Source organism: Pseudomonas sp. F007 (assembly GCF_057814275.1).
The window spans coordinates 274,838-292,917 of the sequence record NZ_JBVATA010000008.1 but is presented as its reverse complement, the minus strand read 5'-3'; the positions used below and the strand labels follow the sequence as shown (position 1 = coordinate 292,917).

The window sequence follows — 18,080 nt, the reverse complement described above, 5'->3', positions numbered from 1 at the left end:
TTACAGGCAGTGCCCGCTGTTTGGCGGGCGCGGCAGGATTAGTGCGTCACCGAGTCAGTAGCCTGCTGACGGCAATATTCAATGTAGGCGGCCGCCGGCATCGCTTTATGGAACATCCAACCCTGACCGAACTGAACGCCATGTTCACGCAAATAGTCCGCTTGAGCGGGCAGCTCGATGCCCTCCGCAATCATATAAAGCCCAAGGCTGTGAGCCATGTTGATGATATGCAGCGCAACTTTCGAGGTGGCCGAATCAGTGGCCAATGTATCGACAAATATTTTGTCGATTTTCAACGCATCGACCTGCAGATTTTCCAGAAGCGAAAGGCTCGAATAGCCCGTCCCGAAATCGTCGATATAAACCGGGTGTCCCGCACTGCGCAAAGCTTCGATGACTGGCCGTGTCTGCTCAGCATCCATGAAGCCGCGCTCCGTAGCCTCGATACACAGCTGCTTGGGCAAGACCTTATAGCGGGTGACATAGTCGTTCAATAATGGCGGGACGCGCAGGCTTTGCATATCTTGCGCGGACAGATTGATAGAGATGTAGAGGTCGGGATGGGCAGCCAGAAAATCGCCCATCTCACTGAACACCAGCTCAATCAGCAGATCCGTGAGTGGCTGTATCAACTCCAGGGATTCAGCCAACTGAATGAACAGGTCGGGGGCGACATAATGCCCGTCAGGCATTTGCCAGCGCATGAGTGCTTCAGCGCCCACACAGCGCCCACTGGATAAATCGACAATGGGTTGGAAGTGGACCTGGAACTGACGTAAACGAATGGCCTCCTGCATTTGGTATTTAGGCGACGAGAAACGCCGATGCAGCGTCAGCAACACCCAGACGCCCAATGCACTGATCAGCACCCCCAGCGGCAACCAGATCAGCAACTGCCCTCGCCACGCAGTGCTTTGTGCGTCGAGCGGCGTATAGGCAACCACGGCAATCGGGAATTGCGGCGAGTGCTGGACATCGAAAAACTGCTTATCCTCGATAAAGTTGTCTCGCCCTTTGGCTAGCGCCATCGCCAGCAATGCGGGGTTTGTTTCAGGCCAGGCCGCGACGACCTTTTGGTTGTTCAGATCAATTACGCCCAACTGGATCCTGGAATCTCGCGGAACGATATCAATGAAGGAAATCGAATCGATGACCACAACGTACCGTCCGAGCCTGAGGTGAGTCATTGGCTTTTCGACACCTAGATCATTCCCCGCCTGATACCAGATGGAAAAACCATTCGGCCCTGTGGCGTCCGGTGCCTGTATCGCCAGGTCCCCGCCCTCTGCCCGCATTGAGGAGCAGCGAACTTTTTTACCGTCGACGAACAGAATCTCCTGAACATACCGGTTTTCGAAGGTGACTTGGCGCAGCTTCAACAAATGCTCCGGGCTGCAGTCCTCACCTGCAAACTGCTGCATGTTTTCCAGTGCCAGTTTGGCTTGCTCCAGGACAAGATCCGTGCGAATCAAGGTTCGGGCGGTGAACTCCTTCATTTCTGAAAGCACTAACTTCTGCGCCTGCACGCTCGAGATATAGACACTGAGACTTAACGGCCCGAAGACGATCAGGAAGAGCAAGCAAAAAGTCAGCGAGACCAGTTGCCGTTTACCCACAGTTCGCTCCTTCACGGCTATCACGCCTAAAGATCATTGCCACGCCGGTTATGACTGCCCCCTATCAGGCTTTGGCCCGAGGGCCAGCGATGGCCCAGATGATCAGGCCGATCACCGGAAGCAATGCAATCAGTGCGACCCAGAGCACTTTCTTCGGGACTTCAGCACTGCTTTTCACGACTTGAATGATCGCCCAGATATCGGCGACAAAAATGGCAAAAGCGACAAGGTCGTACAGGAACGAACCCATGGAAACACTCCGATGCGATGGACTGAAGCTGAGAATAGGCAAAATGCTCCGCTGAGCAAGGCGAAAGTTGCTTCAGTGGAGCATTTTCAGCGGGTCGAGCGAGTGCTGCGGGCCGACGATGGGCAACCTTGGAAGGCCGCCTTGGGTCGGTTTCAGCCCTTCAAGACAGGCTGAAGTCGGTGAATCTACCCTGAGGGTGTCAGGGCTGCCGGGTCGGGATCAGTCCCGCTTCCCGGTAGCTCAGGATCAGATCGTCGAACAGACCAATATCGAGCCGGGTACGGGCAATCAATTGAGCCCCGGCAACGGCGGTGTAAATCGCCCGAGCGCGTCGACCACAGTTTTCCGCGCTGCCCATTCCGACATCACTCAGCACCTGCGTCAGCCAGTTCACATTAGCGTCTGCAAACGCCGTGACTTCGCGCTTGACCTCCTCGGGCAAGTCTTCGTATTCCGCCGCCATAAAGCTGGAGAGGCAGAGGCGGTTGCCGTCCTCCAGGGATGTTCGGAAGATTGACGGGTAGCGTTCCAGGCAACGGATGGGATCGGGATTCGACTCGCGTATCGATTCCAGAACGCCAGCCGTGTCCTGCCAGTATCGTGCGGCGACTGCGGCACCCAGGTCGGCCTTGCTGGAAAAATGGTAATAAATGCTCGCGTTCTTGATCCCCACCACTTCGCCGATGCTTCGAAAGTTGATGCCGTTGTAACCGTGCCGCTGCGCCGCTGTTTTTGCAGCCGCCAGGATGGCCTCACGCGCGTTTTCGCTCACGCTTGAACTCCTTGCTGATCAGTCGAGGGACGAATTATACGCCCGGACACACAAATCTGCCAACTGACAGGTAGGGATTGACAGCCCGAAAACGTGAGCGCATCGTATACCTACCAACTGACAGGTAGATTATGAAATGACCTATTCAAACGCGCAGTCCGAAACCTCTACATTACCCACGATGACAATCCACGATTGGTTTGATGGCCCTTACCCTGCTCGCGTGCGCATTGCATTGGCTGAAAAAGGCCTGCTCCCACACGTCGAGTTCAAATCGGTGAATCTGTGGACAGGGCAACACAAGACCCCAGCGTTTCTGGCCATCAACTATTCCGGAACGTTACCGGTGTTGGAGTTGAGTGACGGCACGCTCATTGCCGAGTGCACGGCTATTACCCAGTATTTGGACACCCTGGATGGCAATCCCACCCTTACCGGGCGAACCCCGGTGACGAAGGGGCTCATCCACATGATGACCAAGCGTGCCGAAATCGAGTTTCTCGACGCGGTCAGCGTCTACTTTCATCACGCCACTCCGGGGCTTGGCCCGCAGGTCGAGCTTTACCAGAACCCCGAATGGGGCAATCGCATGCGCGACAAGGCGGTCCGCGGCATGCACTACTTTGACAGCGTTCTGCACAATCAACCGTTCGTTGCAGGCGACAGCTTCACCATGGCCGATATCGCAGTTTTGGGCGGCATGATTTTCGCCTCTCTGGTCAAGCTCCCTGTACCGGACGAATGTGCAGCGTTGCGAGCGTGGCATGTGCGCATGCAACAAAGGCCGAGCGTTCAAGAGTGGCGAGCGATGGTAGAACGCGGCGCGCCGCAAAACTGAAGCAAAGGCACATCTGCCCTCCCGGGTCCGGGCGGGCAGATGCAATTGCGCTCAGAATCAGTACGGTGCTTCGACTACCTTTTGGACAGGAGGGTGACAGGCAGCTATCTGGTCAGAAGCAACCTGTTTCATGGCCACCCTCATTACTCATGAACGCGGCGTTTCCCTTTGAGCGATTGCTCGATCATCCGCCCAATTTGCTGGCAAGCATTTCTCGTACGGCGCCGATCAAATGAGATTCGCCGGCACGCGCAGGTAACAAGGGCGCGAACAGTAGTTCATCGACAGCGCTCACTAATCGAACACAGACGCCACTCTTTCCGTCCGGAGGTCACGATTACGAATGAAACCAATACCAAGGCGCAGAAAGCACGTTACCAGCATGAGGTTTTCAAACTGTTGGCCACGGAAATAGGCAATGAACATCCGCACTCAAACATTCATGTGATCGACTGCCGCGCCAGTGCCTATGGCTAGGGCGGCTTGAGCCAGGAGTACAAGCTGCGCCCCCCTTGATCTCGATTTCACCGCAAACGGCACGATTCGCGTTCACCTGGGTTTCGATGCAGCTCTGGGTCTTTCAGTGGGACGACCGTGGTGGGTCGATTTCTGCCTTTCATGAAGTGCATGAATCGCCCCAAAGCTGACAGTGGTGAATGGCAGAAATCGGCCAGAAGCAGCCCTTCGCGCGCGCAGTTCTATGGGGCTCGCTTGCGCTGTCTTACACCACCGTGGCCACCGCGGCCGACGAATCTGCGGTGGCGTCAATTTTTGGCGAGAGAATTGCCGACCGCATTATCAGGTAGGCGCAAGAGGAACTGCGCTTGTCGATCCATGGCGCTGTGCTGCCTTAATGGTCGTCGATGCGATGCTACTGGCGATCACCAAAGGATTATGCGTCCAACAAGGAGCGGTTGCTGTCTTGATACACCGGCACAGTGCCGCTGGCTATTAATGCCAACCGTTGCCCGGAGCGCATCAGTCCAGGCGCTTGGCGAACGATGAGTATGCCATCGGTATCACTACGGACAAGGCTGCGCTCACCGATGTTTTCGCTGTCCAGATGCACCACCTGAGCAATGACATCACCTTTTCTGACCATCTCGCCCAGGCTTTTTTCATAGACCACAATGCCTGCCGCCGGGCACGGAATGTGAGAGGCGGCTACTAGTGGAAAGGTTTGCGCACTGGTCCTTGGACCCTCTGCAGCTGCGGGTTCAAAATCAACGATGATGCCTTCCTCGGCCATAAAATCCAGCAGTCCTGCCGCATCCGCCTGCGCAATGTGGTCGCTGATTTCAGTCTTGCCCCGCAGTTCCACCGTCGCCGAAAATCCGCGTGCGCCTGAGGTAATGGCGTTGTTGATTTCAAGCTCGCGCCAAGTGCTGCAAACAGCGTTCTCAAACGCTTGTCCGCCCATATCGTCAGGTTCCAGCAAGGCAAACGGGATGTTCATCGCGCTCGCCAACCTGAGCGCCTGCAGCTCTTGAGCCTGTGAGGCATAGAGATGGGCCACGCAATCAACGTCGCAGTGCAGATCCAGCACAATGTCATGCTGCATCGCCATTTTCATCAGCTCAAGCTTCAGGGTCGCCGCTGGGGTCAAAGGCCGCAGCGAGGCGAGGTGCGAGGCAACACAGTCCTTCCATTGCTCACTCGTAAGCCTGATTCCTGCTTCGATTTGCTGATTTACAAAGCGGCTGCAGTCAGGGAAGTTGCGATTGAAGTTTTCCCCGTTCGCCAGATCGAATCGGCCCAGCACGCTATCGAACAAGCGCTGCGCCATGCCCAGTGGATTGGCGTAAGGGATGACGGTCACCTGGCCGCTGATTTTGCCCAGTTCGTCCAATGCCTTTAACTGAACCAGCAGATGCTGCAGCACCAGAAGCCCGGGGTGCTCATCAGCGTGCAAGCCCGCCTGTAGGTAGATACTTTTGCCTGAGATCGCCGCCCCGAAGGAATACACCGTCAGTTGCTGGGTACAGCCCGGGGAGAGTGCGGGAAGGGCGATTGTTTTCCTGGTGATCGAGCGGCTCATCGCACGAATCTCCCGAGCACATCGATGCTGACCAGACTTTGCGAATCCCTCAGGGCCTCAACCGGCAACCCCGTCGAAGCTGGCCCAGGCTGGGAGTAATAGGCATTGCGAACGGTCATATTGTCATGCAGGTCAGCCGGGCTGCTGCTGCCCACGTAATGAGTCGTGACCTTGCACACATGATCAAAGCTCAAGCCATGGCCTAGCAGGGCATTGTTCAAAGCGATCATCGCCTTGCGGGTCTGCTCCGGCAGAGCCATGGCTCTATTGCTAATCCGGACCCCGGCCCAGAAAAAATGACCTTTCTGCCGTAGCGTCAGCGTCAGATCGCCTACACGACGGACACTGAACACTGAGTTGCGCTGGCTGCCTGAACGATGGGCGAAGGTCAGTTCTCCCACCAGCGCTGTGCCCGCCGGCAAGCGGGTAATGGCCGCGCCCCCCGGATCGGTCACCAGACCTTTTTCAACGAATGCATCGAGCGCAGATTCGGCTCGGTCCGGGCAGATGAACCAATGATCTGCCAGCAGTTCATCGGCCCCGAGATCTACAGCCGCCAGGGCTTCGACCAGTTGGCCGGCACGCACTTCTTGAGCGTGCCCTTCACCCACCTGAGCAACAACATTGACCCAGACCATCTGGTCGAAATCCGTGATTCGAATTTCAAGCCCCGCCTTCTCTATCACGGTGCTGCGCAGGAAGTGTCGAGACTCGGCGGCATGCACATCGACTTCAATTAGCATGCCGCTGTAGTAGAAATATGGCACCGCGATGGGCTGGATGATGACGTCTGTGCCGAACGCCTGTTGCAGAAGCGCCACCATCTCCTGCTCGGATTCGATACTTTGCTCGACGTAATACACCACCAGCTTGCCCACCACCGGCGTTTGCAACCTGGCTTTGGACAGGATGATCCGGATCGACTGCACGACATGCCGGGTCTGCGCGAGCAAATCGTTTTCGTGGGCCACCTGGCCGAATTCGTCGAGCGGACACTGGCCGCAGGTCCATGCAAATCCGTCGTCCTGAACCAGCAAGGAATAGGGATGCTCGATTTTCATCTTCCACAACGAGCCGAACGGTAAACGGTACTGACTGGATTGATTGTTCATCAGCTTGAAACTCGAGTTATTGAAGGCCGGGAGAAGGCAAAAAAGGCGCAACCTTGCCCGTGCGGCATCACCCAAGTGCTGCCACCTCAAAAGGCTGAAGGTTGTCCTCCATTGGATGAATCAGTCGACCAGTCTTTGCTGGAACAACACGCCCATGTCATTAGCTGACTGGGAAGCACCGGCGATTTCGCGGCATTGCCAGGCAATCGCCTGATTACTGGTCACCACCGGCTTACCTGTGCGCCGTTCTAGTTCTTCGATGATCGGACTGACACAGATGCCGGTACAGGAAATGAAAATTCCATCGGCGTCCGGACTGTCTGCCGCCAGCGCGACGTCGAGGAAGGCCTGGGCGGGGGTACGGAACATGTCCTCGGCATCGCGCTGACCAAAGGTCCGGGCACCGACAATCTCAACGCCAGCTGAATCAAGCGTCTGCGCCACCAGCCGATTGATCGACGGTACGTAAGGGGTGATCACGGCCAACCTGCCAAGATCCAGTGCTCGCAGCGCCTTGAGCACCGCACCGATCGGTGTGACGACGGGCACATCAGGCCGCACTCGATGGATCATTTCGGCCACCCTGTCCTGCCCCAGCACAATGGTGCCGGATGTACAGCCATAGACGATTGCATGCATCCATTGTGCGTCGGGCAAGAGCGCCGCGGCGCTGGTAATGTTGTTGGCGACGGCGCTCAAGCCCTCGATGGTAGTCTCGCCGCTGAACGCCATGCGCCCGGTGTAGAGCGAAGCCTCGGCCGGACAGAACGCCAGCAACTCCGCGGCCATCACTACTTCGACCGACAATTCCAGCAAACCAATGGCTGGCGAGTGAATCGGCCCCTGTCGCAGGCATGGCGACGGCGCCAATGGCCACTCACCCTGCTGCAAGGCCTGTTGTGCTTGGCTTGTGCTGCTCAATGGTTTCATCGAGTCGGTATCCCAATCGAGGAGGAGAAAACGTGTTCAGTTTTGGCCCAGGCTTACTGCCCCGCCTGTAAGGACGGTTTTTCGCCGGCGCTGCGGGCCGCCGCCAGCCAATCGTTGTAGATCTTCTGATGGGCCTTAATCCACAGGGTGACATGACGCTCGATATCAGCCGGCGTTTTCTCGCCACTGAACAGGCGGTTGTTCTGCGCGTTGATGTCATTCACGTCGATGTTCACCAACTGGAAGAACTTGCCTGCCGCCGGATTCGCTTCGACAAAGTCCTTGTTCGCCACCACGTGTTGGGTGTTGACGGCATAGCCATAATATTTGCCGGCGGGCTGTGGCTCGCCAGCGGGCGCCGGCACCTCCAGCCAGACCACGTCCTTGTTCGGCACCAGCAAGGCGCTGACGTAATAAGGGGTCCAGGTGTAATAGAGGACCGGCTTGCCCTCTTTGTACCGCGCAATCACATCGGCCATCAGCGCCGAATAGGCACCGGTCTTCTGGCTGACCGTTGCCTGCAAGCCGGTGCTTTTGAGCAGGTTCTCGATAATTTTTTCGCAGGCCCATCCCGGCGTGCACCCGGTCAGGTCGGCCTTGCCATCACCGTCGGTATCGAAAAGCTTAGCGATCGAAGGGTCCTTGAGCTGATCGATGTTAGTGATGTGGTACTGGTCAGCGGTCTTCTTGTCGATCAGGTAACCCTGCTGGGCATTAGCCGACAAACTGCCCGAACGCACCAGCTTCGCATCGCCGCCGGACTTCTCGTAGAAGTCATTGTGCAGAGGCTCCCAACTGCCAGCCAGGAAGGTAGCGTCACCATTGGCAATGGCGATGTGTGCCGTGGCGTATTCCACTTCCTTGGCCTCCTTGACGTCGTAGCCCAAGTCTTTCAAGCCATGCACCACCAACTGATTCTGAAACGACACACCTTGATCGGTACTTTTCGCAGGGATCACGACCACGCCCTTGCCCGGCTGCATCTCCTGCGCGACACCGGCCAGAGAAGTAGAAGCGATGGCTGCGAACAGCGAAACCATCAACAGACGCTTTGAAAATTTATGGCATTTCATTGTGAATACTCCGTTGAAAAACCTGGGTCTGGCGCAAAGCCCGACAAGGGAGGCCTACACCCCATGCACTTGGTTGCTCACTGCTTTTGCAGCCTGCCTTTTCTGTTGCGGGTAACACTGCTTTTGTTCGAAACCCTGCTGGCGTGGCCTAGCGATTGCGTCATTCGGTCAAGCACGATCGCCATCAGCACGATCCCCACTCCGCCCACTGCCGCCAGCCCCAGGTCGAGCCTGCCGATGCCCCTGAGCACCATCTGACCGAGCCCGCCGACGGCAATCATCGATGCAATGACCACCATCGATAGCGACATCATCAGCGCCTGGTTGACCCCGGCCATGATGGTCGGCATGGCCAGCGGCACTTGAACCTTGAGCAGTATTTGCCAGGGCGATGCACCGAAAGAGCGGGAGGCCTCAATCAGGTCGGGACGGACCTGGCGAATGCCCAGATTGGTCAGGCGCACCAGCGGCGCCAGGGCAAAGATGATGGTGACCAGAACGCCGGGAACGTTGCCGATGCCGAAGAGCATGACCACGGGCACTAGGTAGACAAACGCGGGGGTGGTTTGCATCGCATCGAGGATCGGCCGCACAAGGCCTTGCAATCGATCACTGCGAGCGCAGGCAATGCCCAGGGGTACACCCACGACAATGCAGAACAGCAACGATGTCAGGACTAGTGACAGGGTGACCATTGCCTCCGACCAGGCACCGATCAATCCGATCAACACGAATGAGGCCACGGCACCGACGGCCAGCCGGTAGCCATTGGCGCGCCACGCTAGCACGCCGATCAGCAGCAACATGACTGGCGGCGGCACCGCCTGCAAAGCCAGGTCCAGACTGCTAAGGGTCTGGTCGACGGGCACCCGGATCGCTTGAAAGGCCGGGCGAAAATGCGCAACCACCCAATCCAGCCCGTTGGTGACCCATCGATCCAGCGGAATCACCGCCTGATCGCTGAATGGCCGCCAGGGATCAAACCGCGCCTGTTGCTCCGTTGCCGTCGAGCCGCTCAGAAAATCTCCAGCTGACTGGACAATCTCGGCTGCCGACACCTCATGGGAGGGCGCGACGTCTGTCGGCGCCGCCTGGGCCAGACCCGCCAGCCAGAAACACGCAAGTGCAATGAAACAGGCTTGAACCCACGGATGATTTTTATAGTTATTACGTTTCATGGTGTATCCCGGTCGGTGTTATTGGCGCTGTCGAAAAAACCTGGAGCGCGCCGCCAGATGGACTGAATCAGCCGCAGTAAAGGGCTCAACAACAGGTATCGGGTTCATTTACCCCGGCCACGGGCTCTTCGGCCGCCAGCGGTTTGCGCCCCAACAGTTCGAAGACCCGGGAACGGCTGATTGCGCCGCAGAACTGGCCGTCGGGATCGACGACTGGCAAGTCGTGCCTGAAGTTGGCGAGGGTGTTGTACAAGCTGCAAACCGATGCCGTCGTAGACACGCTATGGTCCGCTCCCAGCAACGCGCACAGCAGATCGGTCTGGCCCTTGAGCTCAATCCCGGCGTCCAGCGAGGCGATGGACACGATGCCGAGGAACTTGCGTTGCTTATCAACTACGTAGCCAAACTCCAGATCATTGGCTAGCAGCCGGACGCGGGCTTCCTGCAGGCTGTACCGACTGGCGTCGAGCAAGGATTCGGCGGGCATGTCGGACACATCCAGCGCCGAATAGACATGGGTCACGTCGACATTTTTGAAGAATGACCGCACATAGTCATTGCGCGGCTGCTTGACGATCTCTTCCTTGGTGCCAACCTGTACCACTACGCCATCCTGCATGATCGCAATACGATCTCCGATGCGGAACGCCTCTTCGATGTCGTGGGAAATGAAGATGATGGTGCGCTTGTCATTGCGCTGAAGCCTCTTCAATTCGTCCTGCATCTCGGCGCGAATCATTGGGTCAAGTGCGGAGAACGCTTCGTCCATCAGCAACACCGACGGATCGCTGGCCAGCGCCCGGGCCAGTCCGACCCGTTGTTGCATGCCGCCGGACAATTCATGAGGGAAACTGTTGGAACGTGTGCCGAGTCCGACTTGTTCCAGCACCTTCTGCGCCTTCAGGTTGCGCTCCGATCGCGGCTCACCCGCGAGTTCTAGGCCGAAAGCCACATTCTGCAAAACCGTCAAATGGGGCATCAACGCAAACGACTGAAACACCATGCTGATGTGCCGCCTACGCAGTTCGCGCAGTTGAGATTCGGACATCGAAGCAATATCGGCCCCATCGAATAGAACCTGCCCGCAGGTCGGATCGATCAGGCGGTTCAGCAAGCGAACCAGCGTGGACTTGCCTGATCCAGAAAGCCCCATCACCACAAAGATCTCGCCTTCGTACACGCTGAAAGAAGCATTGTTGACGGCCAGCGATTGACCGGTCCTGGCGAAAATTTCCGTGCGTTCCCGCCCCTCTTTCACCAGGCGCATCGCCTCTTCAGGACAGCCTCCAAAAACCTTGAACAGGTTTTTGACTTCGAGCTTGCATTTCATGGGTCACTCCGTCTTCGGGTTTGCGACTATGTCCATTGCAGGTCAGAAGTTGCGCGCGAACCTTCGTTCGCCTCATGCCTTGAACAAATAGTACGACCGCCCCTCCCCCACCGGAAGGGCAGCTGTATTTATACTCCTGATAACGATATGTTATGAGAACCGTCCCATTCCGAAGCGCAATCATGACCTCCAGACGTCACCTCCTCGGCTCCATGAACCGGCTCGTTGCCTTCGAAGCCGCCGCCAGGCGCTGTAACTTCACTCGGGCCGCCGAAGAACTGCTGATTTCCCAACCCGCCATCAGCCGTCAGATCAAGGAGCTGGAATACACGCTGGGGGTGGCGCTGTTTGTGCGCTTTGGCACGCGCCTAGAACTGACCGAGGCCGGCAGAAAACTGCTCAGCTCGGTGACGGTGGCTTTCGAAAACATCGAGCACACCGCCCTGGCATTGCGCCCGGAGGTGGAAGAAAGTGCGGTGGTGCGGCTGCGGACCAGTGTTGCCGCCTCCAACTGGCTATTGCCGGCGCTCAGTGACTTCTACGCTGCCAACCCGGATGTCCTGTTGCAGTTGATCTGTGTCGACGAATCGCCCTCGGTGGATATGGCGGATTTCGACATTGAAGTGCGATTCGGCAGCGGCAACTGGAGCGACGGGGTCAGTTATCCATTGCTCGATGAGGTTATCCTGCCCGTCGCCAGCCCGGAATTCCTACGCCAGCATTCGATCAACAAGGTTGAAGACCTCTGCAACGTACCGCTGCTACAGCTGGCCACTCATCACAGCCCGTTGATGGACTGGAAGCAATGGCTGCCAAACCAGGTCCTGGATAAACCCGTCTCGACCTTGCTGAGGTATTACTCGACCTATTCAACGCTGCTGGACGCGGCCGTTTACGGCCATGGCGTGGCACTCGGCTGGAAGTACTACGCAGCGGAGGCGCTCGTACAGGGGAAGTTGTGCCCGGTGCTCTCATTGAGGAAGACCAGCCGGCTCAAGGAGTTTTTGGTGGTCAACCGTCAGCACATGAGCAAACCCCATGTGATCAAAACGACCGACTGGATCAGAGCGTACGCCGAGTCCACCCGGATCAGGTTTAGTGATGTGTGAGAGGTTTCGGCAATTGAATGTCCGGGGCGGCCGCTGAGGGAAAGCCGAAGGCCGGGTCGTTCAGAAATGCCGGATCGGTGTCCAAAGGACCAGCCAGCAAGGCAAGGTTCTGTCGCTTTGTTCCGCGACCGTCCGCTTATGGCCGAAAACAGACGATCTATAACACTTATCAAAACACCCTCTTCACCACCCCATGCTTCCAGACGGCACACCCGTGAACTGCCTTTAATTATTCACGGCCGCCACCTTTCACGTACAAACTCGATCAGCGCCTGCAGCGCTGGCGGTACGTGGCGCCGGCTGGAGTAATAAATAAAAAATCGGCTTGGCAGGGATTTCCAGTCCTGGAGAATTTCCTCCAGTTGCCCCTGAACCAGGTACTCCCGGGCCATCTCCTCATACACGTACGCGATCCCGGCACCGTCCTTCGCGGCCTGGATCATCAGGGTGTCATCTTCCAGTATCAACGGTCCGGCCACCGTCAGGCGCATGGGCTGCCCCTCGGCAAGATATTCCCACTTATACAGTTTGCCGCTGGGGAAACGTCGGCCGATACAGACGTGCTCAAGTAGCTGTTGTGGCGTGTCCGGTGTCCCGTACTTCCTGAGGTAACCGGGGGCAGCGACGGTGACAAATCCCTGCGGCGAGCCCACCGGGACGGCGACCATGTCCCCGGCAAGGCTCTCGCCGAAGCGCACGCCCGCATCGAACCCTTTGTCGATGATGTCGCACAAGCCATCGTCGACCACCAACTCGACGTTGACACGCGGGCAGGCAGCCGTGAATGGCGCCAGCAGTGGCGCAATGACCAGGCGGGCTGCGGGGCGCGATACGTTCAAGCGCAGCGTACCGGTGGGCACTTCCTGCTTGAAGGTCAGCTCCTGCAGCGCCTTGGCGACCTCCGCCAACGCTGGGACCAGTGTGGCGAGCAACTGATGGCCTGCTTCCGTGGGCGTCACGCTGCGAGTGGTTCGGTTGAGCAGCCTGACCCCCAGCCTGCCCTCCAGCGCACGCATGGCGTGGCTTATTGCCGATGCGGACACCCCGCGCTCGTCGGCAGCTTTACGGAAGCTGTGGTGGCGAGCGACGGCGGCGAAGGCGTCGAGCTCGGAAAGATCACATGGGGTTTTCATGAACAGGATTCAGTAGTTCAAACACGATTGGCTATCTTATCGTCGGTAACTTCGCGTTGGATACTTTGCGCATCAATCGACGTGAGGTGTTTATGCAGAAGAATCGACTGGGTACATCCGAGTTGTGGATTTCGCCCATTGGCATGGGCACCTGGGCCATTGCAGGTCAAGGATGGGAGTTCAGCTGGGGGGCACAGGATGATCACGATAGCCTGGCGGCATTGGAGTACGCGGTAGAGCGCGGGGTCAATTGGATTGACACAGCGGCGGTCTATGGACTCGGTCATGCCGAAAGTCTGACCGGGCAATTGCTGCGTCAGGTGCCCGCCTCGCGTCGTCCTTTGGTGTTCACCAAAGGCAGTCTGGTGTGGGATCCCGAGACCCGTGAGATTGCTCATTCACTCGCCCCCCGGTCACTGATGAAAGAGATCGAGGACAGCCTGCGGCGCTTGCAGGTCGATGTCATCGACCTTTATCAGATTCACTGGCCGGCGTTTCCGCCAGGTGGCAACAGCGACGGCATCGAGGAGGCGTTGGCAACGCTGGCCCAAGCCAGGGCGCAGGGCAAAATAAGGGCCATTGGCGTATCAAACTTCGATGTGGCCCAACTGGAGCGAGCCCGTACGGTCACCGATATCGCCGCCCTTCAACCGCCGTATTCAGCGTTGATGCGTGAGATCGAGGACGAGATTCTGCCTTATTGCGCAACGGCGCAGATCGGCGTGATTGCCTACTCGACCTTACAATCCGGCCTGCTGACGGGAAGCATGACCCGCGAACGAATTGCCAACCTGCCCGACGACGACTGGCGAAAATCGCGCAGCGCTGATTTCCAGGAACCACGCCTGAGCAAGAACCTGGTGTTGGTGGAAGTGATGGCAACCATCGGTGCCAGGCATGGCGTCAGTGCGGCAGCCATCGCCATCGCTTGGGTACTGCGTGATTCGGCCGTCACCGGCGCGATAGTAGGCGCACGCCAGCCCGAACAGGTGAATGGATTGATCGATGCAATCGGCGTTCGTCTTGCCCCCGCTGAAATAGAAGAAATAAGCCACTACTTGCCTGAAGGTATGGGGACCAACGTACCTGACAGCGTGGCTTGAGTGAGCGGATGTCTGCCCGTTGATGCTTGGCGAAACGTGCAGAACGATCAGGTGCTCATGTCATTAAATCATCCGGCTGTCGTACCATCGGTACATCGACAAAACGGAGGTTGATATGGGAAATGGTCAGGGCAAGCGAGTCGTTGTCATTGGTGCAGGCATCGTTGGTGGGTCAATGGCTTATCACTTGGCAGCCAAAGGCGCGAATGTCACCCTGGTCGAGGCTGGAGATATTGCTTCGGGAGTGACTGGCAGCTCTTTCGCCTGGCTCAATACCTCACACCCCGAACCTGACCCGATTGCGCAACTGCGCGGTGCTGCCATCAAGGAGTACCGCCGACTCGAAACGCACCTGCCTGGCCTGGAGATCCAATGGACGGGTGCCCTGTCTTACGGCGCGACGGTGATCGGAACCCCGCCGCTCTCGGATCAACAGGCTTCGGCAACCCGGGTGTCTCGAGCGCAGATTCTCGACCTGGAACCCAATCTCAAGAACCCACCCCAGTCTGCTGTCTATGAGGCGGGACAAGGCGCGCTGGACGCAGTGGCGGCCACCCATGCGTTGATCGCAGCTGCCCAGGGGTACGGAGCGAAGATCCTCACTCAGACGCGAATGCTGGGTTTTGAAACCCGGGGTACAACGGTGACCGGAGTCGAAACGACAATAGGCATCATCGATGCCGATATTGTCGTACTGGCGGCCGGAACAGGCATCACCAAGCTGACAGACATGCTTGGGATATCCCTGCCAATAGACGCCTCGCCCGCCATTTTCATCCGTTACACGTCACAACCCAAGCTCGTGCACACCCTCATCTCCAGCCCTGAAATGGAGGTGAGGCAAACCTCGGAGGGTGCATTGCTGGCGGCGGAAGATTACCTGGACGACGCCATGGAAAATCAGCCGGGAGCGATAGCGCTTCGCACCGCCAGGACAATCCAGAACGAACTCCATGGGGTTGTTTCCATACATCCGGAACGGGCTTGTGTCGGCCTCAGGCCCATGCCCGCCGATGGCCTCCCCATCATCGGTTATCTACCGAAAGTCGCCGGTGTCTATGTTTGCGCCATGCACCCTGGAGTGACATTGGCGGCGGTAGTGGGACGCCTTGCCAGCGAGGAGATCATCGATGACGAAGCGTCCAGCGCCCTGAGCCCATGCCGGCCTGATCGATTCTTCCAAGCGTAGGAGGTCCCCTGGTGAGACAGCAACCGGCCTCATTCGGGTGATCATCTGCCACTACCCTGCTACCCCAACCATCCACTCAGCAACGCGGCACCCAACGCGACCAACACAGTATTGAGACAGACCAGCATGAAGCCGAACCTGACCAGTTCGCCTTCCTCACTGGCCTGGGTTTTGGCCAGCCCCAGGATCAGCATGACAATCGACAGCGAGCCCAGCGCGGCATGCCCTGCCGCGCTGTTCTGGACGGCCGCCAACAATAGGCGAGAGGATTCGGGCAGCATCGCGATGGCCGGCATGAAGATCGCGTTGCCGCCAACATTCGACCCGGTCATGTAGCCTGACAGCCCGCCAAACAGGGCCACCAGCGACGTCGCGGCGGTGGGCGACAGCCCTGCCAGCAGTTGCATCAAACCCGCAAGGAAGCCGGCCTTCACCATCATCTGCGACATCGCGAGGAAAAAGAAAATGGTCAACAACGGCCGCTTTGCCCGCGCCAGCAGCGCAGCAGGCATGCTGACGTCGAGTGCTGTCTGGCGTGGTGCGTTGCGCGTCTGAAACCCTAGCCCGATCAGCACCAGAACCAGTGCCACACCGGGTGAGGCGAGTGGCTTCCAGGTGACCTGCGCGCCCTGGACAACCCAGTGATCCTGCCAGGAGGTGATTGTCCACAGCACCTTCAACGCGACGATGCAGGTAATCAACACCAGATACGGCCATGCCTGACGCGGCCATTGCACCGCACCGCTCCCGCTATCGTTGCGGCGCAGGCGCCACAGCCCGACAGTGAGTACCGCTCCTGCCGTCACCAGGCCCGCAGCAACGCCGGCCACTTCCGGCCCCAGCCACCGACTGGCACTGTAGAGCACGCCCACAAACAGCAACCAGAAAGCGCCCAACGCCCTCCACTCCCGCGCGTCACGAACGCCTGCAAGATAGAGCGCGATTGCACTGAGGGCGAAAAACACCGGTGCGCTGGTCAGTGCCGAGGTCGATGCCAGCGCGGGGGCGTCCAGGTGAACCAACGAAGCACCAATGACCGTTGCCAGGCCCAGCGTTCCCCAGGGCATGATTGCCATGCCGGTCAGTGCGATTCGCAGCGCAATCCGACGTTCGAAGAGACTCAGCAGCAGCGGCACCGTTGCGATCAACGACACGCCGAAGCCGGTCATCGCCTCAAGCAACGGTGCCAGCCCAAGGACGATAAACACCACTTGATCGCCGCGTCCAAGCCCCAGTGACCGCACCCATTGGCTAAGCGCCAGGTTGACGCCCATGCGCTCGATAAAAATCACGAAGACCAGACCTGGAACGATCACGAAAGCCGTGCTTGCAAACAGCACGGCCGTATCTTGCGCGGCGGCCACCATACTGCCCAGGCGCCACGCGTCAGCAGCACCGGCGAACCAGAGCACCATGACCAATAGAGTGCCCGCAAGTGCCGCGTGAACAGGTGGCCGGCGCAGCACGACGAGCATGGCGGTCACCAACAGGACCGGGGAAAGATGGAACAGTGCGAGCATGCCAATAATATCCTGAGTGTGTTCTCGACCAAGGCTGCGTACGCAGACTGCTGGCAAAATAATATTTCGCCTGGCCAGATAAAGGGCCGCAGTTTTCTGATAGTTTTCGAGAAAATTTCTCACGGATCGACCATGGCAAAAAACGACGCCGCACCTCAATCGCTGGACAAGTTCGACCGTGCCATCCTCGACCTCGTCCAGCGCGACAACACGATGCCGCTGCGCCTTATGGCCGAACAGGTCAATCTTTCCACGGCCGCCGTTCAGCGCCGCATCAAGCGCATGGAAGAAGTGGGCGTGATCACCGGCAACGTCGCCATCGTCGATCCCACCGCCGTAGGACGGCCGATCACGATCATTGTCGAAGTGATGGCCGAGCGCACCAGCATCGAGGCGCTGGAGGCGATGAAGGCGCACTTCGCGGTGCCCGAAGTTCAGCAGTGCTACTACGTCACCGGTGAAGTGGATTTCGTCCTGGTGTTGACCGTTGCCAGCATGCAGGAATACCAGGCGTTGGCCCGGCGATTGTTTGCCGAAAACGCCAACGTGACCTGGTTCAAGACCATCGTGGCGCTGGACCGGGTGAAGGTCGGGCTTGGGGTGCCGAGTGTGTCGGGGTAACTGGTCATTCAAGAGCGTGTTGCGGATCGAAACTGCTTGGAATTAGCCAGGACAGTCGTACTTGATAACCGAAGGGGAAGGTATTTTTTAGTGGTTGATTTTGGACGCTCTGAGTGTCCGCTATCGGCCAGAAGTGGTCATTACTTCTCACATGATGCGTCGCCGGAAGTTTTCTATTCATCCCCCCCCTGTGTCGCTCGTAAACAGCAATCCACCTATTCGCCATAGTGTTATTACGTGATAATTTGGGCACACTTCGAGTGCGGTA

General features: G+C 58.0%; 16 protein-coding genes. 5 read left to right on the top strand and 11 right to left on the bottom strand.

The features are described from left to right. Positions 1-38 precede the first annotated feature (38 nt). The 3 genes from ACZYR5_RS21500 to ACZYR5_RS21490 all read right to left on the bottom strand — a co-directional run bounded on the left by ACZYR5_RS21500 (position 39) and on the right by ACZYR5_RS21490 (position 2,638). Positions 39-1,616, bottom strand: a complete 1,578-nt coding sequence (locus tag ACZYR5_RS21500; RefSeq protein WP_489091449.1) for an EAL domain-containing protein — start codon at positions 1,614-1,616, stop codon at positions 39-41. A 64-nt stretch (positions 1,617-1,680) separates the two neighbouring features. Further along, a complete protein-coding gene (locus tag ACZYR5_RS21495) occupies positions 1,681-1,866 on the bottom strand; it encodes a PLD nuclease N-terminal domain-containing protein (RefSeq protein ID WP_489091448.1) in 186 nt (61 codons plus the stop codon). A gap of 199 nt (positions 1,867-2,065) precedes the next feature. After that, positions 2,066-2,638, bottom strand: coding sequence for a TetR/AcrR family transcriptional regulator (locus tag ACZYR5_RS21490; protein WP_489091447.1), 573 nt, complete (start codon positions 2,636-2,638; stop codon positions 2,066-2,068). Between the two features lie 181 nt (positions 2,639-2,819). On the opposite strand from ACZYR5_RS21490, the gene ACZYR5_RS21485 reads away from it, so the two are divergent. Then, positions 2,820-3,476, top strand: a complete 657-nt coding sequence (locus ACZYR5_RS21485; RefSeq protein WP_489091578.1) for a glutathione S-transferase — start codon at positions 2,820-2,822, stop codon at positions 3,474-3,476. An 892-nt stretch (positions 3,477-4,368) separates the two neighbouring features. On the opposite strand, the gene ACZYR5_RS21480 is transcribed toward ACZYR5_RS21485, so the two are convergent. The 6 genes from ACZYR5_RS21480 to proV form a co-directional block, all read right to left on the bottom strand. Continuing rightward, complete coding sequence (locus ACZYR5_RS21480; protein ID WP_489091446.1) at positions 4,369-5,514, bottom strand: M14 family metallopeptidase; 1,146 nt, start codon at positions 5,512-5,514, stop codon at positions 4,369-4,371. After that, positions 5,511-6,701 (bottom strand): Rid family hydrolase, encoded by a 1,191-nt coding sequence (locus ACZYR5_RS21475; protein ID WP_489091445.1) that lies wholly within the window; start codon positions 6,699-6,701, stop codon positions 5,511-5,513. The genes ACZYR5_RS21480 and ACZYR5_RS21475 overlap by 4 nt, the downstream gene beginning before the upstream one ends. A 45-nt stretch (positions 6,702-6,746) precedes the next feature. Beyond that, the gene (locus ACZYR5_RS21470) at positions 6,747-7,556 is read right to left on the bottom strand and encodes a maleate cis-trans isomerase family protein (RefSeq protein WP_489091444.1); all 810 of its coding nucleotides are present in this window, start codon (positions 7,554-7,556) and stop codon (positions 6,747-6,749) included. A gap of 53 nt (positions 7,557-7,609) precedes the next feature. Then, on the bottom strand, positions 7,610-8,629 hold the full coding sequence (gene proX, locus ACZYR5_RS21465; protein WP_489091443.1) for a glycine betaine/L-proline ABC transporter substrate-binding protein ProX: 1,020 nt from the start codon (positions 8,627-8,629) through the stop codon (positions 7,610-7,612). Positions 8,630-8,706: 77 nt separating this feature from the next. Then, positions 8,707-9,807 carry a glycine betaine/L-proline ABC transporter permease ProW gene (gene proW / locus ACZYR5_RS21460; RefSeq protein ID WP_489091442.1) on the bottom strand — a complete coding sequence of 367 codons (1,101 nt, stop codon included), beginning with the start codon at positions 9,805-9,807 and terminating at the stop codon, positions 8,707-8,709. 85 nt (positions 9,808-9,892) lie between these two features. Continuing rightward, the gene (gene proV / locus ACZYR5_RS21455; RefSeq protein ID WP_489091441.1) at positions 9,893-11,137 is read right to left on the bottom strand and encodes a glycine betaine/L-proline ABC transporter ATP-binding protein ProV; all 1,245 of its coding nucleotides are present in this window, start codon (positions 11,135-11,137) and stop codon (positions 9,893-9,895) included. A 182-nt stretch (positions 11,138-11,319) separates the two neighbouring features. On the opposite strand from proV, the gene ACZYR5_RS21450 reads away from it, so the two are divergent. Continuing rightward, positions 11,320-12,246, top strand: coding sequence for a LysR family transcriptional regulator (locus tag ACZYR5_RS21450; RefSeq protein WP_489091440.1), 927 nt, complete (start codon positions 11,320-11,322; stop codon positions 12,244-12,246). A 233-nt stretch (positions 12,247-12,479) separates the two neighbouring features. Here ACZYR5_RS21450 and ACZYR5_RS21445 read toward each other — a convergent pair whose 3' ends face one another. Then, positions 12,480-13,379 carry a LysR family transcriptional regulator gene (locus tag ACZYR5_RS21445; protein WP_489091439.1) on the bottom strand — a complete coding sequence of 300 codons (900 nt, stop codon included), beginning with the start codon at positions 13,377-13,379 and terminating at the stop codon, positions 12,480-12,482. Between the two features lie 92 nt (positions 13,380-13,471). Between ACZYR5_RS21445 and ACZYR5_RS21440 the strand changes: the two genes are divergently transcribed. After that, positions 13,472-14,482 (top strand): aldo/keto reductase, encoded by a 1,011-nt coding sequence (locus ACZYR5_RS21440; RefSeq protein WP_489091577.1) that lies wholly within the window; start codon positions 13,472-13,474, stop codon positions 14,480-14,482. Positions 14,483-14,597: 115 nt separating this feature from the next. Further along, positions 14,598-15,671, top strand: a complete 1,074-nt coding sequence (locus tag ACZYR5_RS21435; RefSeq protein WP_489091438.1) for an NAD(P)/FAD-dependent oxidoreductase — start codon at positions 14,598-14,600, stop codon at positions 15,669-15,671. Positions 15,672-15,730: 59 nt separating this feature from the next. Here the strand turns inward: ACZYR5_RS21435 and ACZYR5_RS21430 are convergent, their stop codons facing one another. Continuing rightward, positions 15,731-17,191, bottom strand: a complete 1,461-nt coding sequence (locus tag ACZYR5_RS21430; protein ID WP_489091437.1) for an L-lactate permease — start codon at positions 17,189-17,191, stop codon at positions 15,731-15,733. Positions 17,192-17,323: 132 nt separating this feature from the next. Here ACZYR5_RS21430 and ACZYR5_RS21425 point away from each other — a divergent pair, with 132 nt between their 5' ends. Beyond that, positions 17,324-17,812, top strand: a complete 489-nt coding sequence (locus ACZYR5_RS21425; protein ID WP_489091436.1) for an Lrp/AsnC family transcriptional regulator — start codon at positions 17,324-17,326, stop codon at positions 17,810-17,812. The last annotated feature ends 268 nt before the right edge of the window (positions 17,813-18,080 follow it).